17 protein-coding genes and 1 pseudogene are annotated in these 19928 nt (G+C 67.1%); 6 read left to right on the plus strand and 12 right to left on the minus strand.

Annotated elements, in window-relative coordinates:
• The first annotated feature begins 74 nt into the window (after positions 1–74).
• Both RS883_RS12455 and RS883_RS12460 read left to right on the plus strand, forming a co-directional pair.
• Positions 75–935, plus strand: coding sequence for an oxygenase MpaB family protein (locus tag RS883_RS12455; RefSeq protein WP_315760505.1), 861 nt, complete (start codon positions 75–77; stop codon positions 933–935).
• 53 nt (positions 936–988) lie between these two features.
• Positions 989–3274, plus strand: coding sequence for an FdhF/YdeP family oxidoreductase (locus tag RS883_RS12460; RefSeq protein WP_315760506.1), 2286 nt, complete (start codon positions 989–991; stop codon positions 3272–3274).
• A gap of 222 nt (positions 3275–3496) precedes the next feature.
• On the opposite strand, the gene RS883_RS12465 is transcribed toward RS883_RS12460, so the two are convergent.
• From RS883_RS12465 to coxB, 5 genes are read right to left on the minus strand one after another with little or no spacing between them, the layout of a single operon-like run.
• Positions 3497–4534 (minus strand): c-type cytochrome, encoded by a 1038-nt coding sequence (locus tag RS883_RS12465; protein ID WP_315760507.1) that lies wholly within the window; start codon positions 4532–4534, stop codon positions 3497–3499.
• Positions 4531–5127 (minus strand): cytochrome c oxidase assembly protein, encoded by a 597-nt coding sequence (locus RS883_RS12470; RefSeq protein ID WP_315760508.1) that lies wholly within the window; start codon positions 5125–5127, stop codon positions 4531–4533. Before RS883_RS12470 ends, RS883_RS12465 begins: the two co-directional genes overlap by 4 nt.
• Positions 5124–5504 carry a hypothetical protein gene (locus RS883_RS12475; RefSeq protein ID WP_315760509.1) on the minus strand — a complete coding sequence of 127 codons (381 nt, stop codon included), beginning with the start codon at positions 5502–5504 and terminating at the stop codon, positions 5124–5126. Before RS883_RS12475 ends, RS883_RS12470 begins: the two co-directional genes overlap by 4 nt.
• Complete coding sequence (locus tag RS883_RS12480; protein ID WP_315760510.1) at positions 5501–8026, minus strand: cbb3-type cytochrome c oxidase subunit I; 2526 nt, start codon at positions 8024–8026, stop codon at positions 5501–5503. The genes RS883_RS12475 and RS883_RS12480 overlap by 4 nt, the downstream gene beginning before the upstream one ends.
• Complete coding sequence (gene coxB, locus RS883_RS12485; protein ID WP_315760511.1) at positions 8023–8988, minus strand: cytochrome c oxidase subunit II; 966 nt, start codon at positions 8986–8988, stop codon at positions 8023–8025. The genes RS883_RS12480 and coxB overlap by 4 nt, the downstream gene beginning before the upstream one ends.
• 90 nt (positions 8989–9078) lie before the next feature.
• On the opposite strand from coxB, the gene RS883_RS12490 reads away from it, so the two are divergent.
• Positions 9079–9684 carry a DedA family protein gene (locus RS883_RS12490; RefSeq protein ID WP_315760512.1) on the plus strand — a complete coding sequence of 202 codons (606 nt, stop codon included), beginning with the start codon at positions 9079–9081 and terminating at the stop codon, positions 9682–9684.
• Between the two features lie 7 nt (positions 9685–9691).
• On the opposite strand, the gene RS883_RS12495 is transcribed toward RS883_RS12490, so the two are convergent.
• Complete coding sequence (locus RS883_RS12495) at positions 9692–10951, minus strand: aspartate kinase (protein WP_315760513.1); 1260 nt, start codon at positions 10949–10951, stop codon at positions 9692–9694.
• A gap of 52 nt (positions 10952–11003) precedes the next feature.
• Here RS883_RS12495 and ubiG point away from each other — a divergent pair, with 52 nt between their 5' ends.
• Positions 11004–11729, plus strand: coding sequence for a bifunctional 2-polyprenyl-6-hydroxyphenol methylase/3-demethylubiquinol 3-O-methyltransferase UbiG (ubiG, locus tag RS883_RS12500; protein WP_315760514.1), 726 nt, complete (start codon positions 11004–11006; stop codon positions 11727–11729).
• Positions 11730–11748: 19 nt separating this feature from the next.
• Here ubiG and RS883_RS12505 read toward each other — a convergent pair whose 3' ends face one another.
• The 4 genes and pseudogenes from RS883_RS12505 to RS883_RS12520 form a co-directional block, all read right to left on the minus strand.
• Positions 11749–12120: a tRNA-binding protein gene (locus RS883_RS12505; RefSeq protein ID WP_315760515.1), complete on the minus strand. Its 372-nt coding sequence runs from the start codon at positions 12118–12120 to the stop codon at positions 11749–11751.
• 40 nt (positions 12121–12160) lie between these two features.
• On the minus strand, positions 12161–13123 hold the full coding sequence (locus RS883_RS12510) for an aspartyl/asparaginyl beta-hydroxylase domain-containing protein (protein WP_315765122.1): 963 nt from the start codon (positions 13121–13123) through the stop codon (positions 12161–12163).
• Positions 13124–13210: 87 nt separating this feature from the next.
• Positions 13211–13462 (minus strand): annotated as a pseudogene (locus RS883_RS12515) (tetratricopeptide repeat protein); the annotation flags it as partial.
• A gap of 55 nt (positions 13463–13517) precedes the next feature.
• Entirely contained in the window at positions 13518–13754 is a 237-nt protein-coding gene (locus RS883_RS12520; protein ID WP_315760516.1) for a hypothetical protein, read from the minus strand.
• 138 nt (positions 13755–13892) lie between these two features.
• On the opposite strand from RS883_RS12520, the gene RS883_RS12525 reads away from it, so the two are divergent.
• Complete coding sequence (locus RS883_RS12525; RefSeq protein WP_315760517.1) at positions 13893–14921, plus strand: hypothetical protein; 1029 nt, start codon at positions 13893–13895, stop codon at positions 14919–14921.
• Between the two features lie 56 nt (positions 14922–14977).
• Here the strand turns inward: RS883_RS12525 and RS883_RS12530 are convergent, their stop codons facing one another.
• Positions 14978–18052 (minus strand): TonB-dependent receptor domain-containing protein, encoded by a 3075-nt coding sequence (locus RS883_RS12530; RefSeq protein WP_315760518.1) that lies wholly within the window; start codon positions 18050–18052, stop codon positions 14978–14980.
• 269 nt (positions 18053–18321) lie between these two features.
• Here RS883_RS12530 and RS883_RS12535 point away from each other — a divergent pair, with 269 nt between their 5' ends.
• Entirely contained in the window at positions 18322–18825 is a 504-nt protein-coding gene (locus RS883_RS12535) for a hypothetical protein (protein ID WP_315760519.1), read from the plus strand.
• A 104-nt stretch (positions 18826–18929) separates the two neighbouring features.
• Here the strand turns inward: RS883_RS12535 and RS883_RS12540 are convergent, their stop codons facing one another.
• A complete protein-coding gene (locus RS883_RS12540) occupies positions 18930–19871 on the minus strand; it encodes a Gfo/Idh/MocA family oxidoreductase (protein WP_315760520.1) in 942 nt (313 codons plus the stop codon).
• Positions 19872–19928 lie beyond the last annotated feature (57 nt).

A 19928-nucleotide genomic window follows, 5' to 3' on the forward strand; every position in this document is an offset into this window, starting at 1 on the left:
TCGGAAGGCCCGGCGACCCGATGCGGTCGCCGGGCCGTCTTGCGTTCGGGCACCTTCGACCCGATTTCAGGGACATGGCCAGCCTCCCCCGCCCGATCGCCGATGCCGCCCGTGCCGCGCTGATCGGCCGCGTCCGCGCCACCTTCAACGACCAGAGCCGCGGCGAGAAGCCGGTGCAGCGCAGCCCCGACGCGCTGTTCCCGGCGTACAGCGTGATCGCGCGCGTCCATGGCGACGTCACGACGATGATGGTCGGCGGCATCGCCGCGCTTTTGATGCAAATGCTGCACCCGGCCGCGCTGGCGGGCGTGTGGGACCATTCGAACTTTCGGGACGACATGCTGGGACGGCTCCGCCGGACCGCGCGGTTCATCGCGCTGACCACCTATGCCGATCGGGAGGCGGCAGAGGCGGCGATCGATCGTGTCCGCCGCATCCACGCGGCCGTCACGGGCACGCTACCCGATGGCAGTCCCTATCGCGCCGACGATCCCGCCAGCCTCGCCTGGGTCCATGCGTGTGAGGCGCAATGCTTCCTCGATGCGTGGATCGCGCATGGCGAGCCCGGCATGAGCCGCGCCGACCAGGACCGCTATTTCCTGGAAGCGGCGCATGTCGCACGTGCGCTCGGCGCGGACCCGGTCGCGACGACGCGGGCGGAGAACGACGCGATCCTCGTGGCGATGCGGCCGGTTCTGCGCGTCGACCATCGGACGCGCGACGTCGCGCGCCGCGTCATCAACGCTCCCACAAGCTCGATCGGTGAGCGGCAGGTGCAGAAGCTCGCGGTCCAGGCGGCGATCGACTTGATGCCCGACTGGGCGCGCGCGATGCATGGGCTCAAGCGGTCGGGGATCGCGCGGCCGCTGGTCGCGGGCGGCGTTGATGCGGTCGCAGGTGCGCTGCGATGGGCATTTCGTACTCGAACTGCCTGAACCATCCGCTAGACAGGCCGTTCTTCCGAAAAGGTTATGAGAAGGAACGGTCGATGAAGCAGCGCGACGACGCCCCCGAGATCGAGCCGTTCAAGGGGCCTGCCGGCGGCTGGGGTTCGGTCCGCAGCCTGGCCGAGATCCTGCCGCGCGAGCGCGTCGGTCCGACCGCCGTCGCGCAGCTTGCCCGCCAGAACAAGCCGGAGGGCTTCGCCTGCGTCAGCTGCGCCTGGGCCAAGCCCGCCAAGCCGCTGCCGTTCGAATTCTGCGAAGAGGGCGGCAAGGCGACCGCCTGGGAGCTGACCAGCCTTCGCACCACGCCCGAATTCTTTCGCGAGCATACGCTGACCGATCTGCGCGGCTGGACCGATTACGAGCTGGAGCAGAATGGCCGCCTGACGCACCCGCTCCGCTACGATGCGGCGACCGACAAATATGTCGGCTGCAGCTGGGACGAGGCGTTCGACAGCATCGCCGCCGAGTTGAAGGCGATCGAGCCGAAGGCGGCGGTCTTCTACGCCTCCGGGCGGGCAAGCCTCGAGACCTCGTACATGTGGGCGCTGATGGCGCGAATGTACGGCAACCAGAACCTGCCCGACAGCTCCAACATGTGCCACGAGTCGACTTCGGTCGGCCTCAAGGCGGCAATCGGCGAACCGGTCGGCACGTGCCGGCTGGAGGATTTCGAGCATACCGACGCGATCTTCTTCTTCGGTCAGAATGTCGGCTCCAACGCGCCGCGCATGCTCCATCCCTTGCGCGATGCGCGCAAGCGCGGGTGCGAGATCGTCGTATTCAACCCGCTGCGCGAGCGCGGGCTGGAGCGCTTCACCGACCCGCAGAACCCGCGCGAGATGCTGATGCGCGACGAGACGCGCATCGCCACGCAGTACCATCAGGTCCGCGCCGGCGGCGACATCGCCGCGATGACCGGCATGTGCAAGTTCCTGGTCGAATGGGACGACGCGGCTAAGGCGAGCGGCGGCGAGGCGGTGCTCGACTGGCCGTTCCTCGACCAGCATTGCCACGGTGTCGACACCTTCCTCGACGCAATGCGCGCGGCGAGCTGGGACGACATCGTCGCCGAAAGCGGCCTTGACAAATGGGCGATCGAGCAGGCCGCCCGCGTCTATGCGCGGGCAAAGGCGGTGATGGGCATCTATGGCATGGGCCTGACCCAGCATGTGAAGGGCGTCGACAACGTCCGCATGATCGTCAACCTGCTCCTGCTGCGCGGCAATATCGGCAAGCCGGGCGCCGGCCCCTCGCCCGTGCGCGGCCATTCGAACGTCCAGGGTCAGCGGACGGTCGGGATCACCGAGAAGACCGAGCTTGCCCCGGTCGAGAAGCTCAAGGAGATCTACGGCTTCGATCCCCCGACGGAGAAGGGGCTCGACACGATCGAGACCTGTCGCGGGATCATCGACGGATCGGTGCGCGCGTTCCTGGGCCTGGGCGGCAACTTCATCCGTGCGGTCGCCGATACCGGCCCGATCGAGGCGGCGTGGCACAAGCTTCGCCTCTCGGTCCAGATCGCGACCAAGCTCAACCGAAACCACCTGTTCACGGGCGAGGTCACCTACCTTCTCCCCTGCCTCGGCCGGATCGAGCGCGACGAGCAGGCGAGCGGGCCGCAGTCGGTGACGATCGAGGACTCGACGAGCTGCATCCACGGCTCGATCGGCCGGGTCGATCCCGCGAGCGAGCATCTGATGAGTGAGCCCGCGATCGTCGGCGCCATCGCGGAGCGGCTGTTGCCGCCGAACCCGGCGGCGCCCTGGTCCGAGTGGGTCGGCGATTATTCAAAGGTGCGCGACGCGATCGAGGCGACCTATCCGGAGAAGTTCAAGGACTTCAACGCGCGGATGTGGACGCCGGGCGGCTTCTGGAAGGGCAACAAGGCGGCCGAGCGCGTCTGGCAGACCGAAACCGGCAAGGCCGAGTTCCACGTCCCCGAAACGCTGAGCGCCACCGGCTTCGACGATGCCGACGGCCGCTTCCGGCTGATGACGCTGCGGTCGAACGACCAGTTCAACACTACCGTCTATGGCTATCACGACCGGTTCCGCGGCATCAAAGGCACGCGCGACGTGCTGCTGATGAACCAGGAGGACATCCGCGCCAACGGATTGAAAGAAGGCCAGCGCGTAGCGCTGTCGACCGACGTCGAGGATGGGATCGAGCGGCGTCTGGATGGCCTGCTGGTCACCCCGTACGACATCCCGCGCGGCTGCCTTGGCGCCTATTACCCGGAAGCCAACGTGCTCATCCCGCTGGAGCACCATGCCGACGAGAGCCACGTGCTTGCGGCCAAGTCGGTGCCGGTGCGGATCGTGGCATAGTCGTCATCCCAGCGCAGGCTGGGTTCTCTTGCCGCCGGAGCGCGCTATCGAAAGAGATCCCAGCCGTCGCTGGGATGACGGCCCTCTTTCCGTTCGTGCTGAGTAGAGACCGAGCGTAGTCGAGGGCTCGTATCGAAGCATCGTTTTCGCAGGATGACCTGTCCTTCGATACGCCGCTTCGACACTCTCAGCAGCTACTCAGGACGAACGGAGTGCGGGGCTTCAGCGCGCCGCCGCCAACGCCTCTGCCAGCGGATCGATCTGCGCTTCCGGAATGCGTCGCGCGATGACCGGCATCGTCGCATGCGGCTTGCGTGCGTCGACGATCTTCTCGTCGCCGCGCCAGTTGGTCAGCCGGTCGGCGATGTACGTCGCCTTCTGACCGGCGATCAGCGGATACGCTCGACCGGGCGCATGACAGCTCGCGCACGCCGGCAACTGATCGTCGCGCCGCCCCGCCGTCAGCAGCGGATGGGTCGAGGGGAGCGCGCGATCGCGCAGCCCCGGCATCGCCGCATAATGCCCGGCGAGCAATCGCATCTCCTTCGGACTCAGCGCCGCCGCTGCGGTCGCCATGATCGCGCTCGCACGGTGCCCCGCGGCATAGCGGCGCAACGCGCCCTCCAGATACGCGGCCTTTTGCCCGGCCAGCACGGGAACGTCCGGCCCGCGACCGAGCCCATCATTGCCGTGGCATCCGGCGCAGCTTTCGACCAGCCCCGGACGCAGACCCGCGACCTGCGGGCCCGCCGCAGCCTCGGTCAGCGTGCGATACTGCGCCGGCGTCATCGTCGACAGCCGCCGCACGAACGCCACCATGCGCTTGACCTCGTCCGGCCGCCCCGCCGCGCCCCAGGCGGGCATGCCCGAATATTTGACACCGTGCTCCAGGATCCAGAACAGCTGCCGGTCGGTCCATTGCGTGGCATTGATCGCCAGGTCGGGCGCGGGCGGCATCGCCCTTTGCATCACCGGGTTGGGCCGCTGCCCCGGCGCGCCGTGACAGCTGGCACACGCCTGCTTGAAGTGCCCCCCCGCGCTGACCAGGCCGGTGTTGTCGCGCACGTCTTCGGGCGTCTGCCAATAGCTGTACGTCTTGACCGAGTTGCGCATCACCCAGTGGAGGAACCATTCGGTCGCCTTCCAATGGCCCGACGATGCCGCGACCTGGAACAGCCCGGACCAGGCGAACAGCATGCCCGCCGCAAACAGCGCCGCCAGCACTGCGACGACACGCTTCCACGTGATGCGGATCGTCATGCCGACGCCTCCCGCCCGCTCAGCACCTTGGCAAGCAGCGCCAGGCCGCCCAGCAGATAGCTGGCCGCACCGATCGTCAGCATCACCACCCCGCCCAGCTGCTGGTCGGCGAGCGGATCTAGGCCATGGTCCATCATCGCCATCTCGCCATAAAGCGGCCGCGGCGCGAGGCCGATCAGCGCGCCCAGCAGCGTCATGTGCATCGAGGTGAGCAGCAGCGCGCCGATCCCGCTCGCGCGATTGGGCGCGGCAAAGGCGGCGCTCCACAGCGCTAACCCCGCGCCCAGGTACATCGCCTGCTCCGTCAGCATCGCCGCCCGGGTCGCCATCACCGCTTCACGCGCGGCGGGCAGGTGCCAGCTCCAGACAATGACGAGCTCGGCCAGCATCGCCGCCATCGGCGTCACCACCCGCGGCCAGCGCCGCGCAGGATCGGCGCGCGTCCCCGACAGCCCCGCGGCGATCAGCGGCGCGGCGACCGCGACGGCGAGCATGTGGCCGGCCATGTGCCCGGTCATGCCCAGGCCCCCCGACGACAGCCACCAACCGATCGGCAGCATCAGCGCACCCGCGCCCAAGAGCCAGCGCCTCATCGGCAATCCCCCAGGAACACGACCGGCAGCGCGGTGAAGATCACCGCGAAGAAGCTCAGCCCGGCGAGCAGCAGCGTCGATTTGGCGAGGAAGCGGAGCCGATCGATGTCGGTCGAATCCTCGTGCGGTGCCGAACCGCCGGGCAGCCGGGTCTGTACCCAGGCGATCCAGCCGGACCCCAGGATGACGAGCAGCGCCACCACCGTGCCCGCGACGAACAGCGTGGGAAAGGTCGCGAACTCGCCCACCTTGGCGCAGTTGATCGCTGCCCACAGATAGGAGAACAGAAAGTGCGCGGCCCAGGTCGCCGGCGGGATGATGAGCGTCCACAGGGTGACGCGCAGCCGCTGGGCCCATCCGGGCAGCCCGCGCTTCACGACACCTCCGGGAACAGGCCGATCGTGGCATAGGTGACGATCGCGGTCAGCGCGAAGAAGTGCATGTACACGGTGATGTTGCGCACCTCCGCATCGTATTTGGGCGTCATCCGCCCGGCAATGCTGCGCGCCAGCGTATAGAGCTGCATGATGCCGGCGACGCCCGAATGCGCGGCGGTCCAGATCGCCAGCGTCCAGACGATCGCGGGATAGACATGGCTCTCCGGCGCCATACCCGACAGCCACGGTCCGGCAAGCCCAGCATAGATGCCATAGGCGCTGAACGCCGCCCCTACCGCCAGCAGCGCCCGCGCCGCGCCGACCGCGCCGGCGGCGTTGAGCTGCCGTGCGGCGACCGTCGATGCCCAGCTCATCAGTGCGACCGCCAGCGCGACCATCGGCCAGAACACGCCGGGTGCCGCGGCCAAGTCGTCCGGCGGGAAGTCCGCATGCCGCGTCCAGAAGAAGTAATAGCCGAACACCAGGCCCGAGAACGCGGTCGCGTCCGCCATCATGGTGATGAACATCGCCCACCAGCCCGGCGACGCCGCGCCGGAGATATAGAGCGGCAGCTTCATCCCGTGCCCGATCGGCTTGCATTCCTTTTCCGGGATCTCCGCCGTCCCCGTCCACAGCCACCACAGCACCATGAACAGCGTCGCGAAGGCGCACAGCAGCGCGATGAAATAGAGGTGGAAGGTGGTGAGGATGAACACGCCGCCCAGCGCCGCAGCGGTCATCATCGGCTTGAAGCTCGGCGTGCCCAGCCGGATCACGGATAGCGGCCGGGCGTCGAGCACGGTGGTGATGATCGTCTCGCGCCTGCCCTCTTCCGCATCGGGCAGGAAGAAGCGGCCCTCGTCGACCTTCTTGACGAAATCCTTCTGGTCCCAGAGCGGATAGCGGCTGGAGACGAGCGGGATCGACCGCACGCCCCAGTTGGTGTCGCCATTGGGATCCTCCAGCCACTCGAGCGTCCCGGCGCCCCATGGATTGCGGATCCCCTTCGGCCGCCGCGGCGACAGCGCGAGGTCCACGCAGATCACCGCCACGCCCGCCGCGAACAGATAGGCGCCCAGCGTCGAGGCAAGGTTGAGGCCGCCGATGCCGAGTTCCGCCGGATAGGTGAAGACGCGCCGCGGCATCCCCTCCAGCCCCGAAAAGTGCATCGGGAAGAAGGTGAGGTTGGCGCCCAGGAACAGCATCCAGAACGCCGTGCGCCCCAGCTTGTCGGACAGCTTCTTGCCGGTGATGAGCGGCCAATAGTAATAAAGCCCGGCGAACAACGGCATCAGCGTGCCGCCGATCAGCACGTAATGAAGGTGCGCGACGACGAAATAGGTGTCGTGCGCCTGCCAGTCGAACGGCGCCACCGCGACCATCACGCCAGTCAGCCCGCCGATCACGAAGATGGCAAGGCTTCCCGTCGCATAGAGAAGCGGCGTCGACCAGGTGACGCGGCCCGCCCAAAGCGTCGCGATGAACACGAAGATCTGCACGCCGGTCGGGATCACCACCGCCTCCGACGCGGCGGAGAAAAAGGCCAGGCTGATCTTGGGCAGCCCCGTGGTGAACATGTGGTGGACCCACAGGCCGAAGCTCAGGAACGCCGTCCCCACCGCCGCCAGCACGATCCAAGGATAGCCGAGCAGATGCCGCCGCGCGAAGGTCGGGATCATCATCGCGAACAGCGCGATCGACGGCAGGAAGATGATGTAAACCTCCGGATGCCCGAAGATCCAGAACAGGTGCTGCCACAGGAGCGGGTCGCCGCCGCGGGTCGAGTCGAAAAACGGCCAGTTCAGCAGCCGCTCCATCTCGAACAGGATGTCGCCGGCGATCAGTGGCGGGAACGCGAACAGGATCATCACCGCGACGACCAGGATGTACCAGGCGTAAAGCGGCATCAGGTTGAGCCGCATCCCCGGCGGGCGGCACTTGAGCACGCCGACGATCAGCTCGACCGCGGCGGCCACCGACGACACCTCGATGAAGGAGAGGCCGAGCATCCAGATGTCGGCACCCAGCCCCGACAGGTCGGTGCGCGTGGTGAGCGGCGGGTACATGAACCAACCGCCGTCGGGCGCCTCGTTGAAGAAGATCGACCCGCCGACGAACACGCCGCCCAGGAGGAACGACCAGTATCCGAACGCCGACAGCCGCGGAAACGGCAGGTCGCGCGCGCCGAGCAGCTGCGGCAGGATGAGGATCGACACCGCCTCGAACATCGGCACGGCGAACAGGAACATCATCATCGAGCCGTGAAGCGTGAACAGCTGGTTGAAGCTGTTGGCGCTGACCAGGTCGTTGTCGGGCACCGCCAATTGCGTGCGCATGATGAGCGCCAGCACGCCCGCGAACAGCATGAAGGCGAACGCGGTCAGCGTGTACCACACGCCCACCCGATTGTTGTTGGTGTCGGTCCAGCGCAGGAACAGTCCCTGCGGCGGCGCCCATACCGCTGCCAGCCGCTCGGCCTGTGCGCGCCGCAGCTCGGGATCGTCCTGGGCGTGCAGGCTCATTTGAGGCCCTTCAGATAGGCGGCGATGGCTTGGGCCTCTTGATCGGAGAGTTGCGGATAGGCGGGCATCCGAACGCCTGGCTTGGCCTCTTGCGGTGCGCGGATGAAGGCGGCGGTGCGCTCGACCGTCGGCGGCAGGATGCCCGCGCCCAGCGTCAGGCGATCGCCATAGCGGCTGAGGTCGGGGCCGATCCGCGCATCGTGCGGCGTCCCGCGAACCGCGTGGCAGCCGCCGCATCCATTCGCCTCGAACAGCTGCGCGCCGACACCCTGCCCCGCGGTCGCTGCGGGGCGCGCCTGATCGGCGAGCCATGTGTCGAACGCGGCGGGCTCCATCGCGACGACGTCGAACGCCATCAGGGCGTGGCTGAGCCCGCAGAACTCAGTGCAGACCCCGCGATAGCGCCCCGCCTTGTCCGCGCGCACCACCAGGCTGTTGGTGCGGCCGGGGATCATGTCCATCTTGCCGGCAAGGCCGGGGATCCAGAAGCTGTGGATGACGTCGCGGCCGGTCAGCTCGAACGCCACGGTGCGGCCGACCGGCACGCGAACCTCGTTGGCGGAGACGAGCACGCCGCCGCCCGGCCGCTCATAGCCGACGCGCCACCAGAACTGCTCGCCCTCGACATGGACGGTGAGGTCGCTGGGCGCGACCACGCGCGGGCGCATGGCGGGCAACGCGAAGATCAGCAGCACGGCGAGGATGATGATCGGCCCGACCCCGCCCAGCCACAGCACCATCCGCATGCCCTGCTTGTGGCTGAGCTGCCCTTCCGGCGCGCGCACGGCCCGCCAGTAGATGCCGACCATGAACAACGCGATCGCGACCGCACCGACGACCAGCGCGATGGTGATGGTACGGATCTGGGTGGCTTCGGCGCCGAAGGTGGCGAGGGCGGATTGGTGGCGATTGCACGCGGAAAGCAGCAACGCTGCGCCTGCTATGGCTCCCGCCCGCCTCATTCGCCCCTTTTCCCCCGTCATGGTCCCCATCAACGGAAACCTTCAGCGCCTTGGTGGTTCCCTCTTTTTCGTTTCGCGTACGGAGCGCGCATGACCGAGTGGATCACCGACCTCATCGAGCAAAGTGGCTATCCGGGCATCATGCTGTTGATGTTCCTGGAGAATCTCTTCCCGCCGCTACCGTCTGAGGTCATCATGCCGATGGCGGGCTTCACCGCCAGCAAGGGCGAATTGAGCATCGTCGGCGTGCTGATCGCCGGCACCGCCGGTACGGTCGCGGGCGCGATCTTCTGGTACACGGTCGCGCGTTGGCTCGGCGAGGAGCGGCTCAAGAACTGGGCCGATCGCCACGGCCGCTGGATCACGCTCCACCCGCGCGAGATAGACCGCATCGACGACTGGTTCGATCGCCACAGCCGCTGGGCGGTGCCCCTCGGCCACCTCGTGCCCGGCATCCGCACGCTGATCTCGATCCCGGCGGGCCTGTTCGGGATGAAGCCGCCGACGTTCGTCCTGCTGACGACGCTCGGCGCGGGCGCATGGACAAGCGCGCTGGGCCTTGCCGGCTATATCCTCGGCGCCAAGTTCGACAGTGTCGAGCGCTACATGGGCCCGGCGAGCACCGCGATCATGGCGGGGATCGCGCTTTACTATCTGTACCGCGTCGTCACCTTCCGCCGCGGCGAGGCGGCCTGACGAAGCGTTACGCCGCCTCCGGCTCCTCGGCCGCATCCAGACCGTAGGCGGTGTGAAGGACACGTACCGCGAGCTCGGTATAATCCTCCTCGATCAGCACGCTGACCTTGATCTCGCTGGTCGTGATGGCGAGGATGTTGATGCCCCGCGCGCCCAATGTGTTGAACATCGTTGCGGCGACGCCTGCATGGCTGCGCATGCCGACGCCAACCACCGTCACCTTGGCAACGCGCGTGTCGTGGATCAGCTTGGTATAGCCGATCACCGCCCGCTCCTTCTCCAGCATGTCGATCGCGCGGGCGAGGTCGGCCTTGGGCACGGTAAACGTCACGTCGGTCGAGCCGGTGGCGTGGGCGATGTTCTGGACGATCATGTCGACATTGATGCCGCCGGTCGCCAGCGGGCCGAAGATCGCCGCAACCGCGCCGGGACGGTCGGGCACCTCGACGAGCGTCACCTTCGCCTCGTTCTTGTCGTGGGCGATGCCGGTGATGAGCTGGCGTTCCATGTCGTCGATCTCCTCCTCGCCCACGATCAGCGTGCCGGGGCGCACCACTCCATCCTCACCGACGAAGGACGAGAGCACCTGAACGCGCACCCCTTCCTTCATCGCCAGCCCGACCGACCGCGTCTGGAGCACCTTGGCCCCGACGCTCGCCAGTTCGAGCATTTCCTCGTACGTGACCTTCGCCAGCTTGCGTGCGCGGGGCACGATGCGCGGGTCGGTCGTGTAGACGCCATCGACGTCGGTATAGATGTCGCAGCGGTCCGCCTTCATCGCCGCGGCCATCGCCACCGCCGACGTGTCCGACCCGCCGCGGCCGAGCGTCGTCACGCGATTGCCCTCGGTCGAGCCCTGGAAGCCGGGGATCACCGCGACCTCACCCGCCGCGAGGCTCTTGTCGAGCTCGGTCGTGTCGACATCCTCGATCCGGGCCGAGGCATGGACGTCGCTGGTCCGGATCGGGAGCTGCCAGCCGAGCCAGCTCCTCGCCGGCACGCCCGCCGCCTGGAGCGCGATCGCGAGCAGCCCGCTCGTCACCTGTTCGCCCGAGGAGACGACGACGTCATATTCGCGCGGATCGTAGAGCGCCGAGGCCTCGCGGCAGAAGCCGACGAGCCGGTCGGTGTCGCCCGCCATCGCCGAGACGACGACGGCGATCTGGTTGCCCGCCTCCCACTCGCGCTTGACGAGTTTCGCGACGGTCCGGATGCGCTCGATGCCAGCCATCGAAGTGCCGCCGAACTTCATCACGATGCGCGCCATGGTGCCCTTATCCCCCCTTGGGTCCGCTGGGGGCGGCTGATAGGGGGACGCCATGGCAAAGGCAACGACGATCGATCCGAAGGAGGCCGCGCATTTCGGCGGGCTCGCCGCCGAATGGTGGGATCCGCGCGGCAGCTCGGCAATGCTGCACCGGCTGAACCCGGTGCGGCTGCGCTATATCCGCGCCGCGATTGACGCGCATTGGGATGGCGACGCGGCGACGTTCGATCCGTTGGCGGGCAAGACCGCGCTCGACGTCGGTTGCGGCGCCGGGCTGCTGTGCGAGCCGCTGGCGCGGTTGGGCGCGCGGGTGACGGGCATCGACGCCGCGCCGGAGAACGCCGCCGCCGCCGCCGCGCATGCCGCCGCGGGCGGGCTCGACATCCACTATCTGGCGGGCGAGCTCGACACGCTGGCGGACAAGCGCTTCGACCTCGTCACCGCCATGGAAGTGATCGAGCATGTCACCGATCCGGCGGGGTTCGTCGCGGGGCTGGTCGAGGCGCTGGCGCCCGGGGGCCTGCTCATCCTCTCGACGCCGAACCGCACGTCACTGTCCAAGCTCGCGCTGGTCGGCGTGGCCGAAGCGACGGGGATGATCCCGCGCGGCACCCACGACTGGGACAAGTTCCTAACGCCGGAGGATCTCACCGCGCTGCTGAAGGATGCCGGAATGCGCGTGACCGACGTCACCGGCCTCGCCTTCTCGCCCGCAAAGGGGTTCGTGCTCGGCGAGGATAGGCGGCTCAACTATCTGGTGACGGCGGTGCGAGCCTGATCCCCGGTCCCGCCAGCGATCAGAACAACCGACCCCCGTTCGTCACGTCCTTCGACGGCGCCACCAGCACCACCTTCCCGGCATCGTCCGGGAAGCCGAGCGTCAGCACCTCCGACATCATCGGCCCGATCTGCCGCGGCGGGAAGTTGACCACCGCCGCCACCTGTCGCCCGACGAGTTCCTCCAGCGCGTAATGCTCGGTGATCTGCGCCGAGGATCGCTTGATCCCGATCGTCGGACCGAAATCGATCGTCAGCTTGTAGGCGGGCTTGCGCGCCTCCGGAAACGGCTCGGCCGCGACGATCGTCCCCACGCGGATATCGACCGCGAGAAAGTCGTCGAAGGTAATGGCCGCGGCGGCCGGCGCGGTCGCGTCGTGGGTCATGTGCATGGACGTCCGCTTACCGGCGTCCGCCCCTGCCCTGCAACCGTCAGTCCGCGACGCTCGCCAGCGCCGCCGGATCGAAGCCGCTGGCATCGGCGACATCGAAATAGCGTGTGAGCAGGTCGCGCTCGATGCCTGTCAGGTGCGGGTTCCAGACGTCGAGGATCAACACCACGCGCGGCTGGTCGCTGTCGTTCCACGCCTCGTGCTCGATCGTGTCGTCAAAGGCGAACGCCTCACCCTCGCGCCATTCGCGGGTCTCGCCGCCGACGCGAAAGCCGCAGCTGGGCGGTACGATCAGCGGCAGGTGCACGATCGCGCGCGCGTTGCTGACGCCGGTATGCGCAGGGAGACGCGTGTGAGGCTTGAGGATCGAGAAGAACACATTGGGCGTCCGCCGCCCCATCTGCGCGAGCGGTACGGTCTCCTCGAGCGCCCCCGTCGTCGCCGGGCAGCGCCGACAGTGATCGTCGTCGCGCGCTCCGAAGCGCCACAGATAGAAGACGCTCCAGTCGAACGATCGATCGAGCGGCGACCATTTGTTTTCCGGCGTGCCGCGATCCTGCGCGACATAGGGGACGATGCCCACGACGCCGTCGCGCAGCAGCGCCTCCGCCTCGGCGCGGATCGCGGGCGTGTGCGCCTCGAGCGCTGCCATCCACGGGAAAAGCTCGCGATCAAAGAACTCGTCGGCGGGAAGAAACGGGAAGTGAAGCCCGTGGCACTCGTTCTGGTAGATCTGCCGCCGCCCGAACATGCGGTCGATACAGGCATCGAACCGCCGCCGGTCGCGGCGCGGCAGCGGCTCGCGTACGTCGGCGATCCCGGCCTCGATCGTCGAGGCGATCTGCGCGCCCTTTGCGGAGACATAATCGCGCGCGTGGTCGAGCACCGCGCGAAAGCCGGGGGCGGGATTGTCGATCCCGCGCGCCAGGTCGAGCACGTTCGACCAGCGCAGGATCGCCAGCGCCGTCTCGCTGCGCCGCTCGTGAAGTTCGGCCAGGCGCACCAGGCCGCCGAGATGACGCTGGTCGCAGTCGAGCACACGCATGAGCGCATCGCGCTCACCGGCATCGTCGCCGCGGCGGCGACGCGCTGTCGCGACGTTCATCCAGAGCTCCGGCGCGCCCTGATCGACCGCGGCAGCGTGGAGGAAGTGCGCTTCGGCGTCGTCGAAGCGACCCTCCTCAAGCGCCATCATGCCAAGGCGATTTCGAACCTGTGGCTGGGTCGGATCGACGGAAAGCGCCGCTTCCAGCGCGCGTCGAGCCGCCGCCCGGTCACCCCGCGCGGCGGCTGCATTGCTTTCTTCGATTGACCGGCGGACCGCCCCCGCAGCTTCGCTCATGCAACATAGGTTGCAAACCTAGGCGAGGCAGGCAAGCGGTCGCTCGAACCTTATCCTAATTGGTCACGAAGCCGCCGGCATTGCGCTGGATGATGTCCTCCGACCCCAAACGCGCGGCGTTGGCAAGGTTGTTCCATTCGGCCGCCGTCCGGCACTCGCGCTTGCCCTTCACCAGCGAGCCGGTGTCGACCAGCTTGCGGCAAATGCGACGCTCCTTGGCCGGCGGCGCCGCGGCATCGACGGGCGCGGTTTGCGGCGCGAGCAGAGCAGCAGCGATCAACAGCATGGACATGACACCGAAACCTTTCACCCCAAATATGACAAGTCAGGCATGGACTTGCGGCCGGATGCCGCGCGTGCAGCATAAATGAAGCCAGCGCCCGAGTCGAACGAATAGCTTGGCTCGCATCGCCCCGATATAGCGGCGGTCATGCAATCCTCTTCCGATCTTCATGCGGTCGTTCGCAACACCGACTGGCTCGCACATCGCTTCGATCCCGAGCACGACCTGATCCACTATCTTCCGGCCTCAAGGGAGCGGCGTCGGGCAGCGGTGTTTCTGACCGACGAGTATCTCGCTGCGGCCGGCAAGCCGGTCCCGTTGCCGCGGCAGGCAGCGGTAGCCGTCGCCTCGACAGAGGCACCGCAACGCTACGTCTTCCACTCCGCCTTCTGCTGCTCGACGCTGATCGCCAACGCGTTCGAGCGCCCTGGCCTTGCAATGGCGCTCAAGGAGCCCGTGCTGCTCAACGATCTGAGTGGGTGGCGGCGCCGCGGTGCGGCGATGCGCGATGTTGGGCTGCGGCTCGCCGACGCGCTGACTCTGCTCGGCGCCAACGTGCCAGCGGGAGAGGCGTTGCTGATCAAGCCGTCGAATGTCGTGAACGCCTTTGCACCGGCGATGATGGCGATCCGACCCGAAGCTCGGGCGCTCCTCGTCCATGCGCCGCTCGACACGTTCGTTGCCTCGATCGCGTCGAAGGGGATGTGGGGCCGGCTCTGGGTGCGAGACCTGTGGGGGAAGCTGGACGCCGACGGTCTGTGCCAGCTGGGCTTCGATCTCGGCGCGGCGATGGGGTGGACCGATCTTCAGGTCGCGGCGATGGGCTGGCTCGCACAGCACCGCCTGTTCGCGCAAATGACGGAGCGGTTCGGCGCACGCGTAGCGACGATCGACAGCGTGGCGCTGCTGGCTGACCCCGCGCGCTTCGTCTCGGCGCTCGCGCGTCACTTCGACCTGTCGATGGAACCTCAGACGGCCGCCGACATCGCTGCCGGTCCCGATTTCACGCGTAATGCCAAGACCGGCGAGCGCTTCGGCCGGACCGAGCGCGAGGCGATCCACGCCGCTGCGCGCGCCGCCAATGCGGACGAGGTCGAGAAGGTCGTCGCCTGGACCCACGCGGTGGCTGAGGCAAACGCCATTCCGCTCAGCCTACCGGCGCCGCTCCCCACATAAGAAAAGAGGCGAGGCCTTTCGGCCCCGCCTCCCCTCTTTCGTCGATCGTCCAGCGATCAGAAGCGCACGCGCGCCGCTGCCGCGAAGCGGCGACCAATCGCGTCGTAGCTCGACGGATAGGTGTTACCACTGTTGTACGTGGTCGAACCGATCGTGTTGCCGACCAGGGGCGGCTCCTTGTCGAACAGGTTCTGCACGGTGAAGGTGAACGTGAAGTTCTCCGTCGCGTTGAAGCGCATCGTCAGGTCGAAATAGTCGTACGGCTTGATCGTGTTGAAGTCGTACGTACCCGCCGGCGCCGTGATCGGACCGCTATACGCCTCGTCCTCGGTGCCACGGAACTCATAGTTCACGCGGTCCAGGTGACGCCACAGCAGCGAGACATCGACGTCGTCGAACGTCAGCGTGGTGCGCTGCGACCAGGTGAACTCCGGCAGGATCGAGCCGCAGTTGACCGAGTAGATGCCAACGCAGTCGCGGTTCTCGGACGTCGGGGTCGCCTGGAACTCGTTCCGGTTCGTCCAGTTGCCGTTGAAGCTCAACGACAGGCCGGCAAAGCCGAAATCACGCGTGTAGTTGACGACGAGGTCGATACCATCGGTCTTGATCTTGCCGAGGTTCGACAGACCGATCGGCAGGCCGAGCGTGGTCGTCGGATCGCCCGAGAGCGAGCCGTCCTGCGGATTACGACGGATCGCCAAGCAAGCCGGGTTCGTCACGCTGAGCGCGTCGAAGCAGGCGTTGATGACGTCGCCCGGCGTCGGCTGGCTGACCGCACCGTCGATCTCGATGTGGTAGTAATCGACCGATGCCGAGAAGCCGCGCAGGAAGCTCGGCTGGAAGACGCCGCCGACCGACCAGCTGTTCGAGGTTTCGGGCAGCAGGTTGATGTTGCCACCACCCGTCGTCTGCGCCTGACCCGAGGTCGGCACCGCGATCTGACCGATCGAACCGACCGGCGCACCCTGCGCAAGGCAGACGTCACGCAGAACACCGGTGGGGATCGGTCGGCCGGGGATCAGCTCACCCGCATCGTTCAGGTTGGCGCAGGGATCATCCGACAGGTTGGTCAGCGTGGTGTTCACTGGGCTGAACAGCTCGCTGATGTTCGGCGCACGGACGGCGCGCGAATAGTTGCCGCGAACCTTGAAGCCCTGAGCCGGCTCCCAAGCACCCGCCACCTTCCACGTGGTGGTGTCGTACGACGGGTTGCCCGGCGCATCGACGGTGTAGCTCGAATAGCGGATACCGCCTTCGACCTGCAGGCTGTGGAAGAACGGACGATCGGCCACGAGCGGGACGATGACTTCGCCGATCGCTTCGTAGACGTCATAGCCGCCGCGGATCGACGGCGTTGCGCCGCCGGCACCGCCGAGGTCACCCGACTCTGCAAGCGAATCGGCGCCCTGCTGCGCGGTGTACTTGCGGTACTCGCCGCCGACCGCGAAGCTGATCGCCTCCGATGCGAACGGCGAGGTGACGCCGAAGTCGCCGCTGACCGTGCCGCGGACCTGCGCGAGCGTGGTGCGGACGAACGAGCTGCTGGCGGCCGTCAGGAAGTCGACGCCCTCCGCCGTGATCGAACCAGCCGGGCCGAAGAAGTTGACGGGAACGCAGCCGTTCGCGTCGTTCTGACAGGTCGCGGTGCCGTCAGCCGCACGATTGACGAGCAGCGACTGTGCGACACGCGAGTTCAGCGTATAGCCCGAGATCTGCTGGATGTTCTCGCTCTCGCCATACGAACCGAACAGGTCGTAGCCGATGTTGCCGACGATGTTGCCGCGGACACCCGCGCGATAGTCGAAGAAGGTCGTCGTGTACTCGGAGATACGCGGACCCGCCTCAACCGCGCGGCGGAAAATCTGGACGTTGTTGACCTGGCGATAGTTGGGATCGCCAGGACCAGTCGCGGTAGCAGCAGCGTCACACACCGCCTGCGAGAAGCGCGGAGTGTAGCCGACACCAGGATTGGTATCGAAAGCGCAGAACGCGTTGCGCTGAGCAGCCGACAGGAACGGGTTGTTCAGGCTGATCGAGACTTCGTTGCCGAAGGCACCCGACGGCGCGATGATCGTGCTGACCGAGTTCTTTGAGAAGATCGCGCGGTTATAGACTTCGACCGACTCCGAAATTTCGTAGTTCGCCGCCGCATAGACGTTGTAACGCTCGAACGGCGTCTGGAAGATGTTGTCAGGGTTGAAGTTGAACGGCGTGAACGCAGCCGTCGAGTTGAAGCCAGTGCCCGCGGCATTGACCTGACGCGTGCCCTGAACGGCCGGGCCGCCCGTGAACGAGTCGGCGCCCAGCGGGTTCACGCCCGAGAAGCGCGTCGGGGTCGAGGTGCCCGAACCGCCCAGCGCGCCCGAGAACGAGTCGACCTGCGAACGCGAGATTTCGCGATCGCCCTGGAAGACGGGATCGGCCTGCTGATAGCCGACGCTGAGGACGGCGTTACCGCGGCCATCGGCGAAGTTTGCACCGACGGTCAGGTCGGCACGGAAGATCGCGCCGTCACCGCGCTCGCTGATCTGGTTCGACAGGTTGAGGTCGATACCGGCGAAGTCGGTGCGCGTGATGAAGTTGACGACACCCGAGATCGCGTCGGCACCATAGGTGGTCGAGGCGCCGCCCGTCAGCACGTCGACGCGCTGCACCAGCGCCACCGGGATGTTGTTGAGATCGAACACGCCGCCCAGCGTCGCGGGGACGAGGCGGACGCCGTCGACCAGGACGAGGTTGCGGTTGGTGCCGAGGCCGCGAAGGTCGACGAAAGACGCACCGCCGTTGCCGTTGTTGACCGCCGAACCGATCGACGGGACGACGCCCGGCAGTTCGCGGAGCAGCTGCTCGGCCGTATTGGTCTGGCGCAGGTCGATTTCGTCCGCGCCGACGACGGTGACGGGATTCGACGCGACGAGGTTGGGGTTGCGGATCAGCGAGCCGGTGATGACGATGTCGTCACCCGTGTTCGGCTGGTCCTGGGGGTTGGTCACCGGGCTGGCGGTGGTCGCCTGCTCCGTGACGGTCTCGGTCGTCTGCGGCGCGGCCTGGCCAAAGGCCGGCGCGGCGGCGACGGTCGAGCCGATGATCAGCGTCGAGGCGAGCAGCCTCTGGCGAGTCAGCTTCTTCATAGAGTGCAACTTCCCTTTTTATCCCTGCGCCGCGTTCCGGCACGGCACGGTTTGCCGGTCCCTGAAACCGACATGACACAAATCCTACGTTTAGGGTCGTTCCACGAGCAACGAGATTTCGCACCAGTGTTCGGATTCGCAATCAACGGTGTCATTATAGTCACAGTTCTGTCACTCGCGCCGATCCGCTAAGCGGACTCCAGAGGGACAAAAGCCGGTAGGGGAAGAACCAAATGCGAACGGCGTTGATTTTGGGCATCACCATGGCCGTGGCGGCCCCTGTTCTCGCACAGGAACAGCGCGGCGAGGCCCGCGGCGATGCGCTGGCCGGCGAACTTGCCCGCTGCCGTTCGATCGGCGGCGATGCCGAGCGGCTCGCCTGCTTCGACAAGGCGGCGGCCGAACTGATCGCCGCGCGCGACTCCGGTCAGGTCGTAGTGCTGGATCGCGAAGGCATGCGCCGCGCCAAGCGCCGCGTGTTCGGCTTCCAGCTTCCGCGGCTCGGCCTGTTCGGCGACGGTGACGAGGCCGACGGAAAGGGCGAGCCGGAGGTAAAGGAGATCGAATCGACGCTCTCCCGCGTCACGGCGATCGGCGGCGGGCTCTACATTCTGGGCCTCGCCGACGGGACGCAGTGGCAGACGACCGAGGGCCGCACCAACTTCTCGCCGCGCAAGGACCAGCCGATCAAGATTGAGGCCGGCATCCTCGGCAGCTACAACGCCAAGATCACCGGACAGGGTCGCGGCGTGAAGGTGAAGCGCGTTCGATAAGAGGGCTGTTCGGGCTGAGCCTGTCTCAGTGCCGCTCTTCCTCCACCGAGATCGGTGAAGAAGGACGACACTGTGACGAGCTCAATGCGAACGAAGGCTGGCGATCACCCCGCCAGCTGCCGCTCCAGCTCACCGAGCACGCGGTAGCACGGCAGCACCTGCGCGACGCTCGAGTTCGGTTCGCGGCCCTCGCGGATCGCCGCGACGAACTCGCGGTCCTGGAGCTCGATGCCGTTGGTCGACGCCGCGAGCCGGCTGACGTCGATCGGCTCTTCCTTGCCCGTCACCAGGTCGTCGTAACGCGCGATGTAAGTCGCGCTGTCGCCGATATAGCGGAAGAAGGTGCCGAGCGGCCCGTCATTGTTGAAGCTCAAGGACAGCGTGCAAATCGCGCCGCTCTCCGCCTTCAGCTGGATCGACATGTCCATCGCGATGCCGAGTTCGGGGTGGATCGGCCCCTGCATCGCGTGCGCGGCGACGATCGGGCCCGCCTGATAGGCGAACAGATCGACGGTGTGCGCGGCGTGGTGCCAGAGGAGGTGATCGGTCCACGACCGCGCCTCGCCCTTGGCGTTGATGTTGCGGCGGCGGAAGAAATAGGTCTGGACGTCCATCTGCTGGACGTTGAACTCGCCCGCCCTGATCCGGTCGTGGACATATTGGTGCGACGGATTGAAGCGGCGGGTGTGTCCGACCATGCAGACGAGGCCCGTCTCCGCCTGCTTGGCCATCACCGCCTCGGCATCGGCCCAGCTGTCGGCGAGCGGGATCTCGACCTCGACATGCTTCCCGGCGTTCATGCACTGGATCGCCTGGGCGGCGTGCATCTGCGTCGGCGTGGCGAGGATCACCGCGTCGAGGCCGGGCTGCTCCAGCGCCTCGGCCAAGTCGGTGCAGGCGTGGCCAACGCCGTATTTGGCGGCGACCGCCTGCGTCGGCTCCAGATTGCGGCCGACGATCGAGACGACCTCGACATCGTCGATCTGGCGAAGGGCATCGAGGTGCTTTTCGCCAAAGGCGCCAGCACCGGCGAGAGCGATTTTCATGATCAAATCTCCCTCTCCCCATGGGGGAGAGGGCCGGGGAGAGGGGCAGTCTCCGTC

Origin of the sequence: Sphingomonas sp. Y38-1Y (genome assembly GCF_032391395.1) — a bacterium.
In the GTDB taxonomy this organism is placed as follows: domain Bacteria; phylum Pseudomonadota; class Alphaproteobacteria; order Sphingomonadales; family Sphingomonadaceae; genus Sphingomonas.